Below are 23,035 nucleotides of genomic sequence, written 5' to 3'. Positions count from 1 at the left end.
ACTAAGGATCAAAGTCAAACTCAAATACTTGCGATCAATTCTGTGTCTTATCCCTGATCCGCTGTAGCGATTGTCGACCTTTCGTCGACCCGAATAAACACAGCCAACCCCCCCATCAAAGCCATCACCCAAAATACGTTGGCGCCCCAATGTTCGTAACCCCAACCACTTAACGCCGTCATCAGTGCAATAACCGCCCCCAGAGGGATGGCGTTGTATAATGCTTGTAAGGCCACCATTTTGCTGGGCGCTGAATGTTGGATGTACTGGATCGCCGCAATATGCGCCACCGCGAAGGTAATACCGTGTAATAACTGAATAAGTATCAGGCCAACCAGCTCAGTCGTCGATGCCGTCAAACCCCAACGCACGACCACACCTAAACTTGCCACCAAAAACAATTGACGCAATGACCAACCGATAAAAAGCCGTTTACTCAAAGCAAAAACGGCCACTTCCGCAACAACACCAAGGCTCCACAGGTAACCAATTATGTCTTCTGAATGTCCTACCTCTTTCCAGTAGATGGCGCTAAAGCTGTAATAAGCGGCATGACTTCCCTGAATCAAAGCAACCAAGACGAGAAATTTGATCACAGAAGTTTCATTAATTAACTCGGTCAGTTTGGGACGCGGGGATCGATCGTGTGTCATCGTCGTTGGCATCGGGCGAGTATCACGCATACTCGCAACAAGCGAAAATAAAAGCCCAGCCAGTGCAGTATACAAAATCATATCTGAGCCAAATGTCGTCACCAGATAACCCACGACGGTCGAGCCGACAATAAACGCCACTGAGCCCCATAAGCGTGTGCGACCATAGTCGAGTACTTTTAGGCGGGCGTAATAATTGGCCATGGCATCAGACAAGGGCACGATCGGGCCGCAGCATAGGTTAAACAACACCGTCGCGACCGCCATCATCACAAAGCTCCCCCCAGTGAAAAAGTGAAAGGCGACGAAAATCAAAGCAGCGAAACTCAACCAACGCAACGCCGGCATCAGGTGTTCCACTTTATGAAGACGCGGTGTCAGCAGCATGTTTGCCACGCAACGTGTCGCAAAGCCAATCCCAATCAATAACCCGATATCGGTCGCTGAAACCCCTTGTTCTTCAAACCAGAGTGCCCAGAAAGGCAGGTACACTCCGTAGGCAAAAAAGAAACCAGCAAAGTATTGGGATATCCATCCATAAGGGGAAGGTGTCTGCATTACGTCCTCGAAATAAACCTATAATAGTCAATGCATTATCCATAGTTTACCCAATAATAAAAGAGGAAGATCTTTCCCATCCCTTTACCGCATGGCAACTAAAACCAATAGGACACCGCCACAAAAAGTTCGACCAAAGTCGTCTGGCACTTACCAATACATTTGTCACAATAAGACGATGATCGTTTTACCTGTGGGTAGATGATGCCAGACAAATTTAATATGAACTCGCCACCTTTTAGTCATCTTGACCCGCATCAGCAAGCAAAGCTGCGTGCTGCTCTTGATGTCGCCTACTATCGTGAGAGGGAAGCGGTTCTGCTTTCAGGGGACCAGAGCGAGTACCTCAACATTCTCATCAAAGGGGTGGTAGAAGAACGGAGTAAAGATGGTCAGGAAGTGTTCGCCCATTACGCCAACGACGATTTATTTGATGTAAGGGCATTGTTTGAAGGTCACATACGCCATGGCTACGTTGCGCTGGAGGACACCTTATCCTACCTGTTACCCAAAGCCGTTTTTCTTGAGCTCTACCACAGTAATCGTCAGTTTGCGGCTTACTTTGATAATAACCTCGCCAAGCGCCAACAACTGCTCGAAACCGCCAAACGACAGCAAAATCTAGCGGAGTTCATTCTAACCAAAGTCGACCGAGCGGTTTATCATCCACCCTTAATTGTTGCTTCCCACTTACCACTCAATGAAGTCACTCTTTGCCTTAAAGAACATGATACCGATGCCGCTTTAGTCAAATTAGATGACAACGATATCAGGCTCACCCAGAACCCCGGACAGCAGCCATACAGTATCGTGACACAAACCAACATACTTCATGCAGTTCTGCTCGATGGCTATTCTCACGATGCTCAGGTCGGTGGCATTGCCAGCTTTCCAGTGGTCTCGATTGATGACGGAGATTTTCTCTTCAACGCAATGATAAAAATGACGCGTCAACGTCTCAAACGCGTGATGGTTTCTGATGGTCGAGAGGCCGTAGGCATGTTAGATATGACTCAGATCCTCAGTGCCTTTTCCACTCACTCGCATGTCCTCACACTGAGCATCGCTCGAGCCACAACCATAGACGAATTAATGCTGGCCTCAAATCGACAAAACCAGTTGGTCGATAATTTACTCAGCAATGGTATCCGCACGCGGTTCATCATGGCGCTGATTTCTGCCATCAACGAACAGATCATCGAAAAAGCCTTCGAGTTGATTGTTCCTCCTGCTTTGCAGGATCAATGTTGTTTTGTCGTACTGGGTTCAGAGGGTCGTGGTGAACAAATCCTGAAAACCGATCAAGACAATGCGCTCATTATCAAAGATGGTTTGCTGTGGCATCAATGTGACGTGATCATGAATAAACTGACTCAAACATTACAGCAACTGGGCTACCCTCTTTGTCCCGGTCAGGTCATGGTGAATAATACTAAGTGGGTCAAAAGCCAGACCGATTGGAAAAACACTCTGACCCTTTGGTCCCAATCAAACTCAGCACAAGATATTATGGATCTGGCTATATTTTCAGATGCCCACGCCGTAGCAGGTGACAAGCAGCTTTTAGACCCCGTGCGCCATCACCTTAAACAACGAATGTTAAATAATATGCTGGCGTTGCAAGACTTCACCCGGCCCGCTCTCCAGTTTGCCCTACCGCTGACCTTGTTTGGAAAGGTGAAATCCGACAAAAAAGGCATTGACCTGAAAAGTGGCGGTATTTTCCCCATCGTTCACGGTATTCGCGCATTAGCGCTAGAGCATGGCGTGGATGAAAATAACACGTTTGAACGTATTGAAGCCCTGCATCACAAACGTATCCTTGAGTCAGACACCGCCGATAACCTCAACGAAGCGCTGAAACTGTTGTTTAAATTGCGCCTTAGCCAACAAGTGGCCAATCAGCATAGCCATAACCGTATCGATCTAAAACAGTTGGATCGCGCAGAGCGAGACTTGCTCCGACACAGCCTACATGTGATTAAGAAATTCAAACAGTTTCTTGCTTATCATTATCAAATCAGAGAGTAAGGTTATGATATGAATCTGCTTCTTCGTCGCTATTGGTATTATAAGTTGAAGGATTCACCTTATCAGCCTTTGTTTTCTTCGGTCAAAAAAGGGGAATTTGTATCGCTTGATTGTGAAACCACCAGCTTGGATCCAAAAAGGGCTGAGTTGGTGACCATCGCCGCAACCAAGATCATCGACAACCGCATCCTTACCAGCCAGCCATTTGAAGTACGCTTATGCGCTCCGAGCTCCCTGAATTCAGATTCTGTCAAAGTGCACCAGATCCGGCATTCAGATTTGGAAGATGGCATTGAAGAGAAACAAGCATTACAGCAGTTGATTGCGTTTATCGGAAATCGTCCCCTTGTCGGCTACCATATTCGTTACGACAAGAAGATTCTTGATCTTGCTTGCTTGCGTCATCTTGGCTTTCCATTGCCCAACCCAGTGATTGAAGTCAGCCAAATTTATCATGATAAATTAGAGAAACACTTGCCCAACGCTTACTTCGATCTCAGTTTAGAGGCGATTTGCCAACACCTCGACTTACCCCTACAAAATAAACATGATGCCCTCCAAGATGCCATTACTGCCGCATTAGTGTTTGTCCGCTTAACCAGAGGCAGTTCGCCCAATTTCCATTTCCCTTATCGCCGCTAAGGCTCAACCTTAATTGAACAATAAACCACCACCTACTCAGCTCTCATCCTAAAGTCTAATTGTCGAATCATCCTGCGTGCTAGAAAGTGTCTGGTAGAAGGATTGTCATTAGCGTGAGATACGTTTCAAACGGACACTTGCTCAATTCATTTTGAATTAAGCAACAGGAGAAAAGCAATGAGTGAAGCCCATATCTATCCGGTGCAAGAAAATATCAAATCAAACACCCATGCAGATAACCAAACCTACTTAAATATGTACCAACAATCGGTGTCAGACCCAGTAGCCTTCTGGAAAGAGCATGGTCAAATCATTGATTGGATCAAACCCTTTACCAAAGTCAAAAGTACCTCCTTTGATACAGGTCATGTGGATATCCGCTGGTTCGAAGATGGCACACTCAACGTGAGTGCAAACTGTATTGATCGCCATCTCGCCGAACGCGGTGATGACACTGCGATCATCTGGGAAGGCGATGACCCAGCGGATGATAAAACATTGACTTTTCGTGAACTCCATAGAGAAGTCTGCCGCGTCTCCAATGCCTTGAAAGAACAAGGCGTACGCAAAGGCGATGTCGTTTGCCTGTATATGCCGATGGTGCCAGAAGCAGCCATCGCAATGCTGGCCTGTACTCGTATTGGTGCCGTGCATACCGTTGTTTTTGGCGGTTTCTCCCCTGAGGCACTTTCTGGCCGAATGATAGACTCAGACGCTAAAATGGTCATCACCGCCGATGAAGGTATCCGCGGTGGCCGTGCCGTTCCTCTCAAAAGAAATGTTGATGACGCTTTAAAAAATCCCGACGTAACAACGGTGAGTAAGGTCATGGTCTTTAAACGGACGGGGGCCAATATCGATTGGCACAGCCAGCGGGATGTGTGGTGGCACGAAGCAGTAGCGTCCGTTTCTGATGACTGCCCGCCAGAGGAAATGAACGCCGAAGATCCTTTGTTTATCCTCTATACCTCAGGCTCAACCGGCAAACCCAAAGGCGTCCTACATACAACTGGCGGCTATTTGGTGTATGCCACCATGACATTTAAATACGTCTTTGATTATCAACCCGGTGAGACCTTCTGGTGTACTGCTGACGTCGGGTGGATCACAGGACATACATATCTGGTTTATGGCCCACTCGCTAACGGTGCCAAGACTATCCTGTTCGAAGGCGTACCAAATTACCCCAACACCAGTCGGATGAGTGAAGTGGTCGACAAGCATCAGGTCAATATCCTTTATACCGCGCCAACCGCAATTCGCGCACTGATGGCAAAAGGCAATGAGGCCATTTCAGGTACCAAACGTGATAGCCTAAGAATTATGGGCTCAGTCGGAGAGCCGATTAACCCTGAAGCGTGGGAGTGGTACTATAAAACGATAGGCAATCAACAATCGCCTATCGTTGATACGTGGTGGCAAACCGAAACTGGCGGGATTTTGATTACTCCGCTTCCTGGGGCAACAGATCTCAAACCCGGCTCAGCAACACGGCCATTCTTTGGCGTTCAACCAGGGCTAGTCGATAATCTTGGCAACCTTGTCGAGGGCGCAGCGGAAGGTAATTTGGTCATCCTTGATTCTTGGCCGGGGCAAATGCGCACCGTTTATGGCGATCATCAGCGCTTCGAACAAACGTATTTCTCAACCTTTCAGGGAATGTACTTTACGGGCGACGGAGCTCGACGTGATGAAGATGGGTATTACTGGATTACTGGGCGAGTGGATGACGTGTTAAATGTTTCTGGTCATCGGATGGGCACCGCCGAGATAGAGTCGGCCTTGGTGTCCTTTGATAAAATTGCCGAGGCCGCGATCGTTGGCATCCCTCACGATATAAAAGGCCAAGCCATTTATGCCTACATCACCCTCAATGATGGCGAATACCCCAGCACTGAACTCCACAAAGAAGTTAAAGACTGGGTGCGTAAAGAAATTGGCCCCATTGCCACACCCGATGTTCTGCATTGGACCGATTCTTTACCGAAGACACGCTCAGGCAAAATCATGCGCCGAATTTTACGTAAGATAGCCACTGGGGATACCAGTAACTTAGGCGATACGTCCACGTTGGCTGACCCTAGCGTCGTCGATAAGCTCATCGCCGAGAAGTCCCAACAAGCCTAACACTCACGACTCACAACATAGCCGCCACGACAATGGCGGCTTTTTTCTGTCTAGGCCCACCCGCCACCAACCGCGCATAAGTGCTATGTGGGTTTTATGATCTTGCTTACAAAATATTTGACCCTCGACAGGAGATTAGACCAGTAATTTGCTGCTAAATGTGCTGAATTAGCTATAATCTGGGTCTATTTTAAAGATCTGGGTGATTCTTGACAAAAAAATCATACAGAATCGACAATAGTGTGGGTATATTCTAGTTCATAACACGAAGTAGGAAGATGGCAACATAATGACAGCTAAATCACGTATTCTTGTCTTAAATGGACCAAATTTAAATCTGTTAGGGCAACGCGAACCCGGTCACTATGGTTCCCAGACCTTACAACAAATTATCGACACGTTAACAGAGCAGGCCCGCCAGGAAGGCGTGGAGCTTGAACATCTCCAGTCAAATCGCGAATACGAGTTGATCGAGAAAATTCATGCTTCACTCGGTAAGGTGGATTTTATTGTCATCAATCCGGCCGCTTTAACTCATACCAGCGTTGCATTACGCGATGCCTTACTCGGCGTGTCGATCCCATTTATTGAAGTGCATTTATCCAATGTACATGCCCGAGAACCTTTTCGTCACCACTCTTTTTTGTCTGATAAGGCAGAGGGCGTGATTTGTGGCTTGGGTGCACAAGGCTACCAATTCGCTTTGTCGGCGGCAATAACCCAATTGCGGGCAAAGTAAATAAACACTCTGCAGCTCTAAGAGAGCTGTCTTATTCACGAGATAAAGAGACAGAAAGATGGATATCCGTAAAATCAAGAAGCTTATCGAGTTAGTTGAAGAATCTGGCATCGCTGAACTGGAAATCGCTGAAGGCGAAGAATCCGTACGCATCAGCCGTCATGGTGCAGCTGCACCCGCTCCTATCCACTATGCAGCACCCGCACCACTTATGGCACCAGCACCTGTAGCACCCGCGGCACCAGCAGCCGCAAGCGAGCCGGCTGCACCTGCCGTACCCGCTGGTCATCATGTTCTTTCTCCAATGGTCGGTACTTTCTATCGCTCTCCAAGTCCAGATGCAAAATCATTCATCGAAGTCGGACAAAGCGTTAGCGCCGGCGATACCCTATGTATTGTTGAAGCCATGAAAATGATGAACCAAATCGAGGCTGACAAGTCAGGTGTTGTAACGGCTATCCTAGTTGAAGACGGCAATCCCGTCGAATTCGACCAACCACTTGTTATTATCGAATAACAGAGGCTCTCTCTTATGCTAGATAAATTAGTCATCGCGAACCGAGGTGAAATTGCACTTCGCATTCTTCGTGCATGTAAAGAACTGGGCATCAAAACCGTCGCCGTGCACTCTACTGCCGACCGAGACCTAAAACACGTACTGTTGGCTGATGAAGCGATTTGTATTGGTCCTGCCCGTGGTATTGATAGCTACTTGAATATTCCGCGTATTATTTCAGCCGCAGAAGTCACTGGGGCGGTCGCTATCCACCCAGGTTACGGGTTCCTATCGGAAAATGCTGATTTTGCCGAGCAAGTAGAACGCAGCGGCTTTATCTTTGTTGGCCCTAAGGCGGACACCATCCGCATCATGGGTGACAAGGTTTCGGCGATCACCTCAATGAAAAAAGCAGGCGTCCCTTGTGTGCCTGGCTCTGATGGACCTCTGGACAACGATGAGCAAAAGAATAAAGCCCACGCAAAACGTATTGGCTACCCAGTCATTATTAAAGCGTCTGGTGGTGGTGGTGGACGCGGTATGCGCGTTGTACGCTCGGAAGCTGATTTAGTCGAAGCCATCGCTATGACACGTGCCGAAGCGAAAGCTGCCTTTAACAACGACATGGTTTACATGGAGAAATTCCTAGAAAACCCTCGTCACGTTGAAGTTCAGATTATTGCCGACGGTCAAGGGGGGGCTATCCACCTTGGTGAGCGTGACTGTTCGATGCAACGTCGCCACCAGAAAGTGGTCGAGGAAGCGCCAGCTCCAGGTATTACCGAAGAGATGCGTAAATACATCGGTGAACGCTGTACTCGCGCATGTTTGGAAATAGGTTACCGCGGTGCGGGCACCTTTGAGTTCCTCTATGAGAATGGCGAATTCTACTTCATTGAGATGAATACACGTATTCAGGTTGAACATCCAGTAACAGAAATGGTCACTGGCGTCGACCTTATCAAAGAGCAGCTTCGAGTAGCAGCAGGTCAACCTTTGTCCTTCACACAGGATGACATCAAGATCCGTGGCCACGCAATTGAGTGTCGTATTAACGCCGAGGACCCAGAACGTTTTCTTCCTTCACCAGGTAAAATCGAACGTTTCCACGCACCAGGCGGTATGGGTGTGCGCTGGGAATCTCACATTTACTCTGGTTACACCGTGCCTCCTCATTATGATTCAATGGTCGGCAAGCTCATCACCTTTGGTGAAAATAGAGATGTCGCGATTGCACGCATGAAAAACGCACTCGGTGAGATGATTGTTGAAGGTATCAAAACCAATGTGACTTTGCAGGAATCGATCATGAATGATGAGAACTTCCAGCATGGTGGTGCCAACATTCATTACTTAGAAAAGAAACTCGGCCTACAATAAGCACAGAGTAAGTCTCTAGTTCTTGATATAGGCAGCATCCGCTGCCTATTTTTATTTCTTCTTTGCTTGGTGGAACTCCACTGCCAGTTTTGCCACAATACCGCTTCTGTATAGTGCTTTAACAAGCAACTTATACTCAAATTCTTAGCGTAAATTGCTAGCACGACTGGATTAAAACGATGAAAACCTTGTCTGAACGCTACCAACAAGCTTACAGAGAAGCCAGATGGGCTGTGTATCTTGCCCTAGCTTATTTTGTTTGGTGGTACGCATCTGCCTATCTCATATTTCCTAATCTCCCTAGAGAAACACTTCCAACTCTCTACTTTGGGCTACCTTTGTGGTTTCTATTTTCTTGTGTCATCGGGCCACTCATTTTTACTGTATTGTGCGCATTGATGGTTAGGTATATCTATCAAGATATGTCTTTTAGTACAGAAGAAGAGGAAAACCATGAACAGTGAGCTGATTCTCCCACTAGTCATCTATCTTGTTAGCGTTTTTGCTCTTGCGTTCTATAGCCAGTCCCAGAGCAACAACAAACAGAACTTTCTCAGCAACTACTTTCTTGGCAATCGCAGTATGGGTGGCTTTGTCCTAGCCATGACTCTCGCGGCAACCTACGCAAGTGCAAGTTCATTTATTGGTGGGCCGGGAGCCGCTTATAAAATGGGACTTGGCTGGGTTTTACTCGCCATGATCCAACTGCCCGCAGCATGGCTAACATTGGGCGTGTTGGGTAAGAAATTTGCTATTGAAGCAAGGCGTCACAATGCGCTAACTCTTAACGATATGTTGTATGCTCGTTATCGTAATCGTGCTGTGGTTATATTCGCCTCATTGACACTATTACTCGCTTTTTTTGCCATCATGGTGGTGCAGTTTATTGGCGCGGCCCGCTTACTTCAAACCGTTACAGGCCTGAGTTACTTACAAGGTTTGACCATCTTTGCAATCACTGTAGGTTTATATACAACGATTGGAGGTTTTCGTGCCGTAGCAATGACGGATGCCGTGCAAGGGATCATAATGATCATCGGTACTATCGCTTTACTTGTAGGGATTATCCACGCAGGAGGTGGCTTAGGTGAGTTGATCACTGATTTACACCACATCGATCCTAGCCTTATCACCCCTTATGGACCCGATAATTTTCTCAGCCAGCCTTTTATGCTCAGCTTCTGGATATTGGTGTGTTTTGGCGTTATCGGTTTACCACATGCGGCAGTAAGATGCATGTCGTATAGTTCCAGCCAATCCCTTCATCGTGGCATGGTAATCAGCACGGCCATGGTCGCATTTCTTATGCTTGGGATGCACCTTTCAGGAGCGCTTGGCAGAGCTTTAGTGCCTCATATTGCAAGCCCTGATCAAATTATGCCAACCTTGATGATAACGGTATTACCTCCAGTCGTTGCCGGTATTTTCTTAGCCGGCCCTATGGCCGCCATCATGTCAACTATTGACTCTCAATTGATTCAGGCTTCAGCAACTTTGCTAAAAGATTTGTATCTCAATTACATCAATCCTAAGCTTGCTCAAAGGTCAGATTCAGACAGAAAGCTTTCTAAACTATCATTGTGGATCACAGGTATTTTTTCGACCTTGGTGTTTGTTGCTGCCACCAATCCACCGGAGATGATCATCTGGCTCAATCTACTTGCATTTGGTGGCCTGCAAGCGGTCTTCCTGTGGCCCTTAATACTTGGCTTATATTGGAAAAAAGCGTCAGCTCGAGGTGCTCTTTTTTCCATGGTAAGTGGCTTGACCTGCTACATCAGCTTATCTGTATTCAAACCCAACCTATTTGGTGTTCACGCTATCGTACCTACATTAATAGTCGGTTTCGTCACGTTCGTGCTAGGCAGCCTATCCGATCCAAACAAAAGCAATCAAAGAGCTTATTGAAGACTCCCTTTTTATACCAAGGGAAGATCGTGATAGACTCCGTCTTCTTAGACCACAGCCAATCATACCGGACAGCCCATGCCTTGGATTCAAATTAAGCTCAACGCAACCAACCTCAATGCTTTACAGATCGGTGATATGCTGATGGAGGAAACTGGAGCGCTGTCAGTGACGTTTTTAGATGCTCACGATACGCCAGTGTTCGAACCACTTCCGGGTGAAACTCGCCTGTGGGGAGATACCGACATTTTGGCCCTGTACGATGCACAAGCCGATACGTCATTCATCCTCGAACAAATCAAGCTGAGCACACTGCTCCCCAACGATTTTGCTCATAAAGTCGAGCAGCTTGAAGACAAAGATTGGGAACGAGAGTGGATGGACAATTTCCATCCAATGAAATTTGGTGAGCGCCTCTGGATTTGTCCGAGCTGGCGTGACGTACCGGATCCCGATGCAATCAACGTTATGCTTGATCCTGGGCTGGCATTTGGTACTGGGACCCACCCCACCACCGCTCTATGTTTGGAGTGGCTAGAAAGCACTGATCTATCCGGTAAAACCGTCATCGACTTCGGCTGTGGCTCAGGCATTCTTGCGATCGCGGCAATCAAGCTTGGCGCAGAGAAAGTGATTGGAATCGATATTGATCCACAAGCTCTTCTTGCATCGAAAGACAATGCTGAACGCAACGGCGTCGCAGAAAAATTGCATGTGTATCTTCCCCAAGACCAGCCGGAAGGGCTTTTAGCTGATGTACTGATCGCGAATATCTTGGCGGCTCCATTACGCGCGCTCTCTCCAGCGATTAAGTCTCTGATAAAGAAAGATGGCGCACTGGCCATGTCCGGCGTTTTGGACACACAAGCCGAAGATGTCGCCAATCACTATCGTGATGAGTTTCATATTGGCCCCATTAAAGAGCAAAATGAGTGGTGTCTAATATCTGGTAACAAACAGGGTGAGGCTGTACTTTAAGCGCTAATTGTCTGAAAATAATACTAATTGCAAAAACAATTTGTAAATGCTCAAATATTAGTCTTTTCACAGCGTTAAAAAATGCGTAAAATGCGCGCCCTTGCTGGTACTAAGCTGTGAAGACGTTTTGAGAATCGGAAATCATCAACTTAAGAATAAACTTATCCTTGCACCCATGGCGGGTGTGACCGATAGACCGTTTCGTGAGTTATGCCTCCGCTACGGAGCCGGGATGGCGGTCAGTGAAATGATGTCCTCTAACCCGAAGCTGTGGAAAACGTCAAAGTCCATGCAACGTATGGTTCATGAAGGTGAATCAGGCATTCGCTCTGTACAAATAGCGGGAGCCGATCCCCAACTGATGGCCGACGCTGCTCAGTTTAGTGTTGAGAACGGTGCGCAAATCATCGATATCAATATGGGCTGTCCAGCAAAAAAGGTGAATAAAAAGCTTGCCGGTTCTGCACTGCTTCGTTTTCCAGATATGATCGAAGATATTCTGAAAGCCGTTGTCAATGCAGTCGATGTCCCCGTGACGTTAAAAACTCGAACAGGCTGGGATACAGACAACAAGAACTGTGTCCAAATCGCTAAATTAGCCGAAGACTGCGGCATACAAGCACTGGCACTGCATGGCAGGACAAAAGCGTGTATGTACAAGGGTGAGGCCGAATATGACAGTATCAAAGCGGCTAAGCAGGCCATTTCAATACCGGTAATCGCTAACGGCGATATCGATAGCCCGGAAAAGGCCAAACGTGTACTTGAGTTTACAGGTGCCGACGCTTTGATGATTGGACGCCCAGCGCAAGGTCGTCCGTGGATTTTTAACGAAATCCAACACTTTTTGGAAAACGGCACCACTATGCCTGATCTTCCATTAGCGCAAGTGAAAGACATACTGCTTGGTCATGTCAACGCTCTCCATGATTTCTATGGAGAGTTTCTGGGACCTCGTATCGCGCGTAAGCACGTAGGTTGGTACCTAAAAGAACATGAGCAAGCCAGTGAGTTTCGCCGTACCTTCAATGCTCTCGATGCAGCCGCGCTGCAGATTGAAGCACTTGAGGGGTATTTTGATAACGTTGCACCATAATTAAGAGAAGAGCTAGACCGAATATGTTCGAACAAAATCTGACTTCAGAAGCATTAACAGTAACTACCGTAACGTCACAAGACCAGATCACTCAGAAGCCTTTACGTGACTCCGTTAAAGCCTCTCTTAAAAACTATCTGGCTCAATTAAACGGTCAGGAAGTCACTGAACTATACGAATTAGTTCTGGCTGAAGTTGAACAGCCTTTGCTGGACACAATTATGCAGTACACACGTGGTAACCAGACTCGTGCTGCAACTATGATGGGAATCAACCGCGGTACACTTCGTAAAAAACTTAAAAAATACGGCATGAACTAATCGTTTAGTCGAATTTTTGTGACAAAAAACCAGACAGCTCCCCAGCGTCTGGTTTTTTTTATTTAGACAAGCTAACCATTGGCTTTATCATTTTATCTCTGTTTTTTGTCTTAACCCTGAGACAATTTCACGATATAAAACCTAATCTCAACGTTATGTCGCGATTGGTTGTATTAAACGCAGATACAGTCGAAAAACTGTGATCTTCTACGATTGCCTTAAGAAATTCTGTCGATATAATGCTCAATTAATTTAACCTTGAGTAGCAATTTTATGCTTGATAAGCACAGGGAAGAATGGCTTAGCCTGATTCTAAATGAACTTCCTGACCGACTTTTTGTATTAGAACCGTCGGGGCGCTTTGTCGAAGGCTTTGGGGGAACATTCCATACCGTTCGCCTAGAAAAAAATAGTTACATCAACCGAACACTGCACGACCTGCTACCTCAGGAAAAAGCCGATCAATTGCAGGGGTACATTAACAGCGTCACTGAGTCTGTGCAGCCTTTGGTCGTTCAGTACAGTGTCAGTCCAATGGAATGCCTCCAATTATCCATCGATGAGATCGAAACCTTAGATGGCACCGAAAACATGTGGTTTGAGGCGACAATTAAGCCTTTACTCTCTCCGGAAGGGCCATCACTGGTACTTTGGCAAGAACGAGATATCACCCGTTATTATCGCCGTCAGGAAGAACTCAAGCGCTTGTCTGAAACCGATGAGTTAACCGGCATCTTTAACCGCAGAGCATTTATAGATATGCTCCAAGAGGCGTTAAAGCAGCATGCCGACCCTCAGCTAAGTCTCTCGTGTCTGATGATCGATATCGACCATTTCAAAGAGATTAACGATCAGGTGGGTCACTTGTCTGGAGATGAAGTCATTACACAAGTCGCCCACGTTTGTCAGGAGCAAATTCGTGGCAGTGATGCCATTGGCCGCCTCGGCGGCGAAGAGTTTGGAATCATGCTGCCTAACACCAATGCCATTCAGGCCTATGAAATTGCCGAACGTATTCGTCAATCTGTCCAAGACTCCCCCTGTACCGTCGATGGTCATATCATACACCCAACGGTCAGTATTGGCATTGCAGAGGTCAACGCTAAAGTCAGCCACTATAAAGAACTGTTGATTCAAGCAGACAAGGCGATGTACTACTCCAAGCAAACCGGACGTAACCAAGTCACGCTATACCATTCCCATTTACCAGACATGAAAATTAAGTCAACGATCAAAGCAAATATACAACAAGCCAGTTGATCACGGTTTCTTAGGTAAACCGTTGCCTAATGCACCCAGTATTGAACAATGACTCGCATCGTCATCAACATGCCCGCAGCACGCATCATTAATCTTCTTCAATGCGGCACGTATTTGGCTAAGCTCGCTAATTTTTTCATCAATCAAGGCCAATTTCGCACTGGTGATGGCTTTGACCTCCGCACAACTGTGCTCGGTTGCCTCTAACTTAATACCCAGTAACTCACGAATTTCATCCAAGCTTAACCCCAAGTCCTTCGCTTTAAGGATGAAATGAACTTGCTGTTGGTTCTCTTCACTATATAGACGATATCCAGACTCACTGCGTCCCGCGGGGGTAATTAACTGGTTTTTTTCATAAAAACGCAGCGTGTCTGACGTCACTTTGCAGCGTTTAGCCAGTTCTCCAATCTGAAACATAACTTTCCTTATTAACTATCTCGTTACTTTTAAGCCAAAAAGTACGGATTTTCACAATTAATTTTGCAATGCCAAACGTTTGCGCGAGCTTTTTTGTCACAAATTGGTTAGAATGCCCTCCATCAAAACAGAGGGGATTATATCCGCACTATTGACTGAAAAGGTCTTTGCCAAAACTGACTGTATTCAATCGACTGATTGAGTTAATACAAGCCTATTTTTGGCAAATATCTTTATCTTAACTCTGTGACTTTGAGGAAATGGAAGCATGACTAACGCTCGTCCTATTCGCCGCGCTTTAATCAGCGTATCAGAAAAAACCGGTATTGTTGAGTTTGCACAAGCACTTACTGACCGTGGCGTGGATATTCTATCAACGGGTGGAACGGCTCGTCTACTGGCAGAAAAAGGTATCTCTGTCACGGAAGTCTCTGATTACACGGGTTTCCCTGAAATGATGGACGGCCGTGTTAAGACACTTCACCCTAAGGTTCATGGTGGTGTCCTAGGGCGCCGTGGTCAGGACGATCAAGTCATGGAAGCCCACGGTATAAAACCTATCGACATCGTGGTCGTCAACTTATACCCATTTGCGCAAACGGTCGCCAATCAAGGCTGTACTCTTGCCGACGCCGTTGAAAACATTGATATTGGCGGACCAACAATGGTTCGTTCTGCGGCCAAAAACCACAAAGATGTTGCTATTGTTGTCAATAACTGTGACTACGAGCGAGTGATCACCGAAATGGATCAAAACGAGAAATCTCTCACATTGGAGACGCGTTTCGATCTTGCGATTGCCGCATTTGAACACACAGCTTCTTACGACGGTATGATAGCGAACTACTTTGGCACCATGGTTCCTTCTCACGGTTCTTGTGCTCAAGCTGACCGTAAAGCCTCTCCGTTCCCTCGTACTTTCAATCAGCAGTATATAAAGAAACAAGCGATGCGTTACGGAGAAAACAGCCATCAGGCTGCCGCCTTCTACGCTGAATCGTGCCCAGAAGAAGCCTCTGTCGCTACCGCTCAACAAATACAAGGCAAAGACCTCTCATACAACAACATCGCGGACACAGACGCCGCGCTGGAATGTGTCAAAGAATTTGATGAACCCGCCTGTGTGATCGTTAAACACGCTAACCCATGTGGCGTGGCTCTGGGGAAAGACATTACGGAGGCCTACAACCGTGCCTACCAAACAGACCCAACCTCTGCGTTTGGCGGCATCATCGCCTTTAACCGAACACTCGATGCAGAAACCGCTACCGCCATCGTGGAACGTCAGTTCGTCGAAGTGATCATTGCACCGAAAGTGTCACAAAAAGCGATCGACATTGTCGCAGCAAAGAAAAACATTCGTCTGCTCGAGTGTGGTGTTTGGAGCACTAAAACCACAGGCTTTGATCTGAAGCGCGTCAACGGCGGACTTTTGGTTCAGGAAAGAGATCAAGGCATGGTGAACGCATCTGATCTTAAGGTCGTCTCACAGCGTCAACCATCAGCAACCGAGCTGAAAGACGCCTTGTTCTGCTGGAAAGTGGCCAAGTACGTAAAATCGAATGCCATCGTGTATTCGAAAGGGGACAGAACCGTTGGCGTTGGCGCAGGCCAAATGAGCCGTGTTTACTCGGCAAAAATTGCGGGGATCAAGGCGGCGGACGAGGGCCTGAAAGTTGAAGGTTGTGTCATGGCCTCTGACGCATTTTTTCCTTTCCGAGATGGTATCGATGCTGCCGCTGAAGCCGGCATCAAATGCGTAATTCAACCGGGCGGTTCAATGCGTGATGATGAGGTGATAGCCGCCGCTGACGAACACGGTATGGCGATGATCTTCACAGGTATGCGCCATTTCCGCCATTAATTCTCTTTTCACGATTGGGGCGTTGACCCTGTGACACCGTTCGCTTACCCACATTGGACAACTGGGTAAGCTGACGAGCAGGTAATGCGACCAATAATGTTGAGACCTGATTGTAAAATTAAGGATTTTAAGATGAAAGTATTAGTCATCGGTGCTGGCGGTCGCGAGCACGCATTAGGCTGGAAAGCAGCACAAAACCCTGAAGTTGAAACCGTTTTCATCGCACCAGGCAACGCAGGCACCGCACTTGAACCTAAACTCAAAAATATCAGTATAGACGTCGAAAACATTGCTGATCTGGTCGAATTCGCCACAAAAAACAATGTTGAACTCACCATTGTTGGCCCTGAAGCGCCTTTGGTTATCGGTGTAGTGGATGCATTCCGACAAGCCGGCCTGCCTATTTTTGGTCCCACTCAAGCCGCGGCTCAGTTAGAAGGCTCAAAAGCCTTCACCAAAGATTTTCTGCACCGCCATCAAATCCCCACCGCCGCTTACGCTAATTTCACTGAAATTGAGCCGGCGATCACCTATGTACGCCAACAAGGTGCTCCGATCGTTGTCAAAGCGGACGGCCTCGCCGCAGGTAAAGGTGTGATTGTCGCCATGACCATTGAGCAGGCAGAGGAAGCCATCAAAGATATGCTGTCTGGCAACGTCTTTGGTGACGCTGGAAGCTGTGTGGTCATTGAGGAATTCTTAGAAGGTGAAGAAGCAAGCTTTATCGTCATGGTCGATGGAGCTAACGTGCTCCCTATGGCCACCAGCCAAGATCACAAAAGAGTCGGTGACCGAGATACAGGCCCAAACACAGGTGGAATGGGGGCTTATTCCCCTGCGCCTGTTGTCACTCCGGACATCCACCAACGAATCCTTGATGAAGTCATCTACCCAACAGTGCGTGGTATGGAAGCAGAAGGAGCGCCCTATACTGGATTTCTTTATGCTGGATTAATGATTGCCGACGACGGGACACCGAAAGTTATTGAATACAACTGCCGTTTCGGTGATCCTGAAACCCAGCCAATTATGATGCGAATGGAATCTGATCTTGTTGAACTTTGTCTGATGGCGATTGATGAGCGGTTAGATCAAGCAGAGTCAAAATGGGATCCTCGCGCGTCTATTGGTATCGTCCTCGCCGCCGGCGGCTACCCAGCAGAGTACGCCAAAGGTGATGTTATTTCTCTGCCGAGCAATCCAGCCAACGATCAGAAAATTTTCCACGCTGGTACGACGAACAACGTCAATGGTGAGATCATTACCAATGGTGGTCGTGTCTTATGTGCAACTGCGCTAGGAAACAGTGTCTCAGAGGCTCAGGAACGTGCCTATAAGCTTGCTAAACAAGTGAGCTGGGATGGTGCATTCTATCGCAATGACATCGGCTATAGAGCGATTGAGCGCGAGAATAGGTCTTAATCTTTCATTCAAACAAAAAGGCAACCTAGGTTGCCTTTTTGCTTCGATTAGTCTGAGAGTAAATTTGGCCGTTCAATGCAAGCATGGTCTTCGTCGGCCAACATCAGTAAATCTTCAACAATCACTCGGTGCGTCCGCGTTGAACCAAGAAAGGCAACGTAGTTATCCACCCCCGCTAATCGGCTTACCACAAACGAAGGTAAGGTCTGATTAAATTCTAGACGAGAGTAGTCTTGGCCAGAGCAGGTTTCAAATGTTGCTCCATTCCAGTAACCTTGGATCAGCTCACGCCCTTTTTTGTCCTGCTGTTTGGTCAACCTTGCTACCGTATAAGCATCATTTTTGTAGCGTTCCAACTCATCCGCTTTTACAGGCAACACTTTCCCATCAACACGATATTGTTGGTAAACCGCCTCTCCACCTTTATTAAATCGAACATGAACACGGTAGTCCACTAAACCGAATTCACCTTTTAGCTTTTCGCCCTCACGAATCAACTCTCTCAGTTCGCCTTCAGACCAACGATAATCCGTTTTGTACCAGCCATAATCACCTGCGGTCACATAATCAGCAGCACTCATCGGAGAGGCTAACTTTTCCGTATACCAATAAAGACTGGTGGCATCGCCCATGCTTTTCCCACCAGAGTAATAGGCGAATTGTTCTAAATTAGGCTTTGGGGCACTGGAGCTACACCCGAAGAGTGAAGAAATGATTAGTGAAGAGAATAAGATTTTTTTCATAATGGTAATGCGCCAAGAAAACAGGTTCCCTTGGCGCAGTATAAATTACTTCACTGCATCTTTCAGTGCTTTGCCTGATACAAACGCAGGAACGTTTGCAGCCGCAATTTGGATCTCTGCGCCAGTTTTTGGGTTACGTCCAGTGCGGGCTGCACGATGGTTCACTTTAAATGTACCAAAACCAATTAGTTGAACTTGGTCACCCTCTTTCAGTGCTTCAGTCACACCTTCAAGAGTTGCTTCAAGAGCAGTCTTCGCTTGCGCTTTAGATAGGTCTGCTTTCTCTGCGATAAAGTCGATTAATTGGGTCTTGTTCATTAGGTTTCCCTTCTCATATGTTATGGAATTCAACTCACTCTAAAACATAAATGCCCCATCTGGCAAAGGTTTGTAAGCGATCTTTGGCTTTTATGACGTACTTTTAACCATAATCTGAGTATTAACTCACAATTTGTTACTTAGTCATCCTGTTAGAGGGCTTGTTTTAGCGCATAATATACCCAACTTATAAAAGTACCAGAATCGCTGTAAGCCTGTTATTAAGGGGGCTGAGGCATATCCAAAATGCGTATCTCAATACGAAAGGCGCATCAATGTTCATCTCAAATCCAAGCCGATTTTACGCAAGAGACTGCATTCGGTATCGGTACGAAATGATGATAAGGCTCCTATGTTACTGTTAACTCTCTACGTCTCGATCGCCGTTGGCGTATCCTTCATCTGCTCTGTTCTAGAAGCCGTCCTTTTAAGCATTACTCCGAGTTACATTGCTCAATTACGTCAGCAAGAACACCCCGCCTCCAATAGGCTCTCTAAATTAAAGGCGGATATTGATCGCCCGCTCGCTTCTATTCTGACTTTAAATACTATCGCTCATACGATTGGTGCCGCCAGCGCTGGTGCTCAAGCTGCGGTGGTGTTTGGCAATCAATGGCTGGGCGTGTTCTCCGCTGTCTTAACGTTGGCTATTTTGGTGCTCTCTGAAATCGTTCCAAAAACAATCGGGGCAACCTATTGGCGGCAACTTGCGCCAATATCGGCGTTAATTTTGCGTTGGATGGTATGGGCTTTGACGCCTTTCGTGTGGTTTTCACAGCAGATTACTCAACGTCTTTCTCGTGGTCACAAACCGCCGAGAATGAGAGATGAATTATCCGCTATGGCCATCCTAGCCAAGGAAAGCGGCGAATTTGCCGAAGGTGAGACAAAAATCCTGAATAATTTGCTCGGTATTCAGAATGTACCTGTCACACAGGTGATGACACCTCGGCCGGTAGTTTTTCGGGTTAGTGCGGAGATCTCAATTGACCAATTTCTCTTAGACCACAAGGACACCCCTTTTTCACGTCCTTTGGTCTTTAGCCACTCAACTGACAACGTGATTGGTTTTGTCCATCGTTTGGAGCTGTTTAGATTACAACAAGCAGGTTGGGGTAAACAACAACTCGGGGCCGTCATGCGCCCTATCTATGTACTGCTTAATACGATGACTTTACCCAAAGCCTTTGAGCAAATGGTCGCCAAACGCTTGCAGTTAGCAATGGTGGTGGACGAATACGGAACCATACAAGGTATTCTTACGTTAGAAGATATCTTTGAACACTTAGTCGGAGAAGAAATCGTAGATGAAGCCGATGTCGCCACGGACATGCAGGTATTGGCGTTTGAACGTTGGGAAAAGTGGAAAAAAGTCCACGGTGTCATCGAAAATCGTGACGAAGAGGATGGAAAATAAGCATCAGCCCCTATTGAGAAAACATTATGGGAGCAAAATGCTCCCATTGCGGCCTACATGGAAACACCGAGATTACTGATCCCTTCTTCTCTGAGCTCATGACGGAGATCTTTAATCAGCTCAATATCACGCTCCTGAGCGTCTTTAAGTGGGCGAAAAATCGCCCATTGAACATCCCACTCCTCACACACCGCTTCATTGTCTTTCTGGTTATCGTTGGTTATCTCCGAGCCTAGCTGCACAAACTCAAGCTGTGCCACCGTCGACACCGACTGTTGACTGACTTTTTGCATACTTTCAAATAAATCGTCTCTATCAAGTAAACCATGCAGTAGTGTAGAAAGCGCAATACAAGCATCGATCGCCGGATAGACACCATAGAAATCAAAATCTTCGGAACTAGGAATGATCTCCTCCAGTTTCTCCAACTGATGTTCATAGTTCACCTTGGCGCTTTTGACGGTCAGCGACTCCCAGACACTATCCAAAATATCACGATAAATGCGAGCTTCAGAAAATTCAGTACTCTCACAAAACATCGCATAATTAGGATACATTCGTTCACACAGACAAGCCATAAAGGTAATCTGTTTCCATGGTTCTAACTTCTCTAAACGAAGCTGGAGAGGGTTCTGTAACATAGGGACTCATTGGTTCAAAGAAAGACAGCAGAAGTGTACTTGATAACCAAAATGGAAAACAGTAAGCCGATGAACAATTTTACCCATAAGGTCTATTTAATGACCGAAGACAACGCATCGTACAGTGACCTGTTAAACGCCGCGATGCTGCCTGATTTAGACATTACAGAAGACACAAATTTGGCCACGATCTTACTAGCCTCGCCAACACAGGCAGCCGATAAAATCAGTCAGTTCCCCCAAATCGAATGGATCCAATCTATCTATGCTGGGGTCGATGCCTTAGTCCCCTTTGTCGCCCCAAACTGCATCCTAACCAATGTGAAGGGCATATTTGGCCAGCCGATCGCAGAGTATGTACTTGGCTATCTCATTCAGTATCAACGGCATCATCTCTACTACCATGATGCGCAGCAACACGCTGAATGGCGTCCAAAGCCCTATAAGCCCCTCAGTTCGCTTTGCATGTTAATATTGGGCACGGGTTCAGTTGGTAGCCATTTGGCTTTGTCAGCAAAAACCATGGGAATGAAGGTCATTGGCATTAATCGTAGTGGCATTCCCCCGTTAAACTCAGCCTTTGACGAGACATTTCATATTCAAGAACTCGACAGTGTTATCGGTCAGGTCGATGTGCTCGTCAATACTCTGCCAAGCACCCGCGACACGGACCTACTTCTCAATGGTGAATCCTTGTCGAAGTGCCAATCTGCTTTGCTGTTTAATGTCGGTCGAGGAAACGCCCTTTGTGAGAATAGTCTCTTAAAAGCCCTCAATGATGGCAACATCAAACATGCGTTCTTGGATGTGTTCAAACAAGAACCGCTTCCTCCTGAGCACTTTGCTTGGAAAAACCCAGCCATAACCATCACACCGCACATTGCAGGTCTGAGCTTCCCTCCACAAGTTGTTGATATTTTCACCGACAACTATCACCGCTGGCGCGATGGGTTTGCTCTGTTAAATGAAATCGATGTGGACCAAGGTTATTAATGCTCGAGAATCTATTGCATCAAATACACCAATGTCGCCTTTGTGAACCCCATTTACCACTCGGTGCAAACCCTGTCATTCAGGCCAATTCAAACGCAAAGTTGCTCATTATTGGCCAAGCTCCAGGAACACGGGTCCACAACACCTCTATCCCTTGGAACGATCCAAGTGGCGAACGTTTAAGGGGGTGGCTGCAACTGAGTAGCGATGAGTTTTACGACCCAGAAAAAATCGCCATTATGCCGATCGGATTCTGTTATCCCGGTAAAGGGAAAAATGGCGATCTGCCACCCAGAAAAGAGTGCGCCCCTCTATGGCACGATAAAGTATTGGCCGAATTACCCAATATCACTATGACTCTCTTAGTCGGGCAGTATGCACAAAACTATTATCTGGCAGATAAGCCCAAAACCTTGACGGAAACGGTTTTCGAATGGCGACGTTGGGCGCCACGCTACCTACCTCTGCCACATCCATCACCACGTAACACTCTTTGGATCAAGCGCAATCCTTGGTTTGAGGCGCAAGTCGTGCCTTTTATCCGCGAACACGTTCATTCTCATCTAGGAATTAAAAAAGGGGGATAGAGTGGTGGTGTTGAGTAGAATAACAAAAATTTAAAGAAAAGCGACGGTAAACAAAGACAAGGAAAGATGCGAGCAATACCAATCTAAGTAACAGTCTCGCGTTTACTCGCTCTGACGCATTTCAAAGATGGGGAATCACGCACACAGAGTGCCAAATCCCTCAAAATGAGCCGCACTCGCGTCAATAAATGGGCTCAACCTTTTTTAGAGGAAGGACTTGAAGGTCTTCAAGAAAAACGAGAACAGGGCGGCCCGCATTCCTTACTCCAAAGCAGCAGCCAATGGATTAAGCATAGAGCGTCTGACTCTTCTGGTAGACGACTATCAGGTAGCGATATTCACGCCTACATCATCAAAGAGTTCGGCAAACATTATCACCCGTCAGAGTTGAACCCTATAGAACAAGTATGACGTTGACTACGACCACGCTACCTAGCCAACC

Annotated in this window: 23 protein-coding genes; 18 read left to right on the top strand and 5 right to left on the bottom strand. The window is 46.8% G+C overall.

The features are described 5' to 3' along the window. Nucleotides 1-47: 47 nt before the first annotated feature. Nucleotides 48-1,211, bottom strand: a complete 1,164-nt coding sequence (locus tag HLM86_RS19645; protein WP_076589878.1) for a 3-phenylpropionate MFS transporter — start codon at nt 1,209-1,211, stop codon at nt 48-50. 204 nt (nt 1,212-1,415) lie between these two features. On the opposite strand from HLM86_RS19645, the gene HLM86_RS19640 reads away from it, so the two are divergent. The 12 genes from HLM86_RS19640 to HLM86_RS19585 all read left to right on the top strand — a co-directional run bounded on the left by HLM86_RS19640 (nt 1,416) and on the right by HLM86_RS19585 (nt 14,188). Beyond that, nucleotides 1,416-3,242, top strand: coding sequence for a putative nucleotidyltransferase substrate binding domain-containing protein (locus HLM86_RS19640; RefSeq protein WP_076589928.1), 1,827 nt, complete (start codon nt 1,416-1,418; stop codon nt 3,240-3,242). 9 nt (nt 3,243-3,251) lie between these two features. Then, nucleotides 3,252-3,884: a 3'-5' exonuclease gene (locus HLM86_RS19635; RefSeq protein ID WP_076589880.1), complete on the top strand. Its 633-nt coding sequence runs from the start codon at nt 3,252-3,254 to the stop codon at nt 3,882-3,884. A gap of 177 nt (nt 3,885-4,061) precedes the next feature. Next, on the top strand, nt 4,062-6,011 hold the full coding sequence (acs, locus tag HLM86_RS19630; RefSeq protein WP_076589883.1) for an acetate--CoA ligase: 1,950 nt from the start codon (nt 4,062-4,064) through the stop codon (nt 6,009-6,011). Between the two features lie 289 nt (nt 6,012-6,300). Beyond that, complete coding sequence (gene aroQ, locus HLM86_RS19625) at nt 6,301-6,750, top strand: type II 3-dehydroquinate dehydratase (protein WP_170883776.1); 450 nt, start codon at nt 6,301-6,303, stop codon at nt 6,748-6,750. A gap of 58 nt (nt 6,751-6,808) precedes the next feature. Beyond that, the gene (gene accB / locus HLM86_RS19620; RefSeq protein ID WP_170883777.1) at nt 6,809-7,267 is read left to right on the top strand and encodes an acetyl-CoA carboxylase biotin carboxyl carrier protein; all 459 of its coding nucleotides are present in this window, start codon (nt 6,809-6,811) and stop codon (nt 7,265-7,267) included. A gap of 15 nt (nt 7,268-7,282) precedes the next feature. Continuing rightward, entirely contained in the window at nt 7,283-8,626 is a 1,344-nt protein-coding gene (accC, locus tag HLM86_RS19615; protein WP_076589890.1) for an acetyl-CoA carboxylase biotin carboxylase subunit, read from the top strand. A 179-nt stretch (nt 8,627-8,805) separates the two neighbouring features. Beyond that, nucleotides 8,806-9,090, top strand: a complete 285-nt coding sequence (locus HLM86_RS19610; RefSeq protein WP_170883778.1) for a YhdT family protein — start codon at nt 8,806-8,808, stop codon at nt 9,088-9,090. Continuing rightward, complete coding sequence (panF, locus tag HLM86_RS19605) at nt 9,080-10,534, top strand: sodium/pantothenate symporter (protein ID WP_170883779.1); 1,455 nt, start codon at nt 9,080-9,082, stop codon at nt 10,532-10,534. The genes HLM86_RS19610 and panF overlap by 11 nt, the downstream gene beginning before the upstream one ends. A gap of 78 nt (nt 10,535-10,612) precedes the next feature. Then, a complete protein-coding gene (prmA, locus tag HLM86_RS19600) occupies nt 10,613-11,512 on the top strand; it encodes a 50S ribosomal protein L11 methyltransferase (protein WP_076589897.1) in 900 nt (299 codons plus the stop codon). Nucleotides 11,513-11,639: 127 nt separating this feature from the next. Further along, nucleotides 11,640-12,608 carry a tRNA dihydrouridine synthase DusB gene (gene dusB, locus HLM86_RS19595; RefSeq protein ID WP_076589930.1) on the top strand — a complete coding sequence of 323 codons (969 nt, stop codon included), beginning with the start codon at nt 11,640-11,642 and terminating at the stop codon, nt 12,606-12,608. 23 nt (nt 12,609-12,631) lie between these two features. Then, nucleotides 12,632-12,928 (top strand): DNA-binding transcriptional regulator Fis, encoded by a 297-nt coding sequence (gene fis / locus HLM86_RS19590; RefSeq protein WP_000462885.1) that lies wholly within the window; start codon nt 12,632-12,634, stop codon nt 12,926-12,928. A gap of 273 nt (nt 12,929-13,201) precedes the next feature. Next, nucleotides 13,202-14,188, top strand: coding sequence for a sensor domain-containing diguanylate cyclase (locus tag HLM86_RS19585; protein WP_076589898.1), 987 nt, complete (start codon nt 13,202-13,204; stop codon nt 14,186-14,188). On the opposite strand, the gene zntR is transcribed toward HLM86_RS19585, so the two are convergent. After that, the gene (gene zntR, locus HLM86_RS19580; protein ID WP_076589901.1) at nt 14,189-14,608 is read right to left on the bottom strand and encodes a Zn(2+)-responsive transcriptional regulator; all 420 of its coding nucleotides are present in this window, start codon (nt 14,606-14,608) and stop codon (nt 14,189-14,191) included. It lies immediately after the preceding gene. A gap of 268 nt (nt 14,609-14,876) precedes the next feature. Between zntR and purH the strand changes: the two genes are divergently transcribed. Both purH and purD read left to right on the top strand, forming a co-directional pair. After that, nucleotides 14,877-16,472 (top strand): bifunctional phosphoribosylaminoimidazolecarboxamide formyltransferase/IMP cyclohydrolase, encoded by a 1,596-nt coding sequence (gene purH, locus HLM86_RS19575; RefSeq protein ID WP_170883780.1) that lies wholly within the window; start codon nt 14,877-14,879, stop codon nt 16,470-16,472. A 132-nt stretch (nt 16,473-16,604) separates the two neighbouring features. Beyond that, nucleotides 16,605-17,894, top strand: a complete 1,290-nt coding sequence (gene purD, locus HLM86_RS19570) for a phosphoribosylamine--glycine ligase (RefSeq protein ID WP_170883781.1) — start codon at nt 16,605-16,607, stop codon at nt 17,892-17,894. 47 nt (nt 17,895-17,941) lie between these two features. On the opposite strand, the gene HLM86_RS19565 is transcribed toward purD, so the two are convergent. Further along, on the bottom strand, nt 17,942-18,637 hold the full coding sequence (locus tag HLM86_RS19565; RefSeq protein ID WP_076589908.1) for a DUF1481 domain-containing protein: 696 nt from the start codon (nt 18,635-18,637) through the stop codon (nt 17,942-17,944). 45 nt (nt 18,638-18,682) lie between these two features. Beyond that, entirely contained in the window at nt 18,683-18,955 is a 273-nt protein-coding gene (hupA, locus tag HLM86_RS19560; RefSeq protein ID WP_076589910.1) for a nucleoid-associated protein HU-alpha, read from the bottom strand. Between the two features lie 352 nt (nt 18,956-19,307). Between hupA and HLM86_RS19555 the strand changes: the two genes are divergently transcribed. Further along, nucleotides 19,308-20,372, top strand: a complete 1,065-nt coding sequence (locus HLM86_RS19555; RefSeq protein ID WP_076589912.1) for a CNNM domain-containing protein — start codon at nt 19,308-19,310, stop codon at nt 20,370-20,372. Nucleotides 20,373-20,425: 53 nt separating this feature from the next. Here HLM86_RS19555 and HLM86_RS19550 read toward each other — a convergent pair whose 3' ends face one another. Then, complete coding sequence (locus HLM86_RS19550) at nt 20,426-21,013, bottom strand: YjaG family protein (protein WP_076589914.1); 588 nt, start codon at nt 21,011-21,013, stop codon at nt 20,426-20,428. Between the two features lie 69 nt (nt 21,014-21,082). On the opposite strand from HLM86_RS19550, the gene HLM86_RS19545 reads away from it, so the two are divergent. From HLM86_RS19545 to HLM86_RS19535, 3 genes are all read left to right on the top strand, one after another. Beyond that, nucleotides 21,083-22,006, top strand: coding sequence for a D-2-hydroxyacid dehydrogenase (locus HLM86_RS19545; protein ID WP_170883782.1), 924 nt, complete (start codon nt 21,083-21,085; stop codon nt 22,004-22,006). Beyond that, the gene (locus tag HLM86_RS19540; protein ID WP_076589916.1) at nt 22,006-22,593 is read left to right on the top strand and encodes a uracil-DNA glycosylase family protein; all 588 of its coding nucleotides are present in this window, start codon (nt 22,006-22,008) and stop codon (nt 22,591-22,593) included. Before HLM86_RS19545 ends, HLM86_RS19540 begins: the two co-directional genes overlap by 1 nt. A 111-nt stretch (nt 22,594-22,704) precedes the next feature. Further along, a complete protein-coding gene (locus HLM86_RS19535) occupies nt 22,705-23,004 on the top strand; it encodes a helix-turn-helix domain-containing protein (RefSeq protein WP_170883783.1) in 300 nt (99 codons plus the stop codon). Nucleotides 23,005-23,035: the final 31 nt, after the last annotated feature.

It is taken from the genome of Vibrio ostreicida (assembly GCF_013074385.2).
Taxonomy (GTDB): Bacteria; Pseudomonadota; Gammaproteobacteria; order Enterobacterales; family Vibrionaceae; genus Vibrio; species Vibrio ostreicida.
This window is presented reverse-complemented; position numbering and strand designations above follow the sequence as displayed.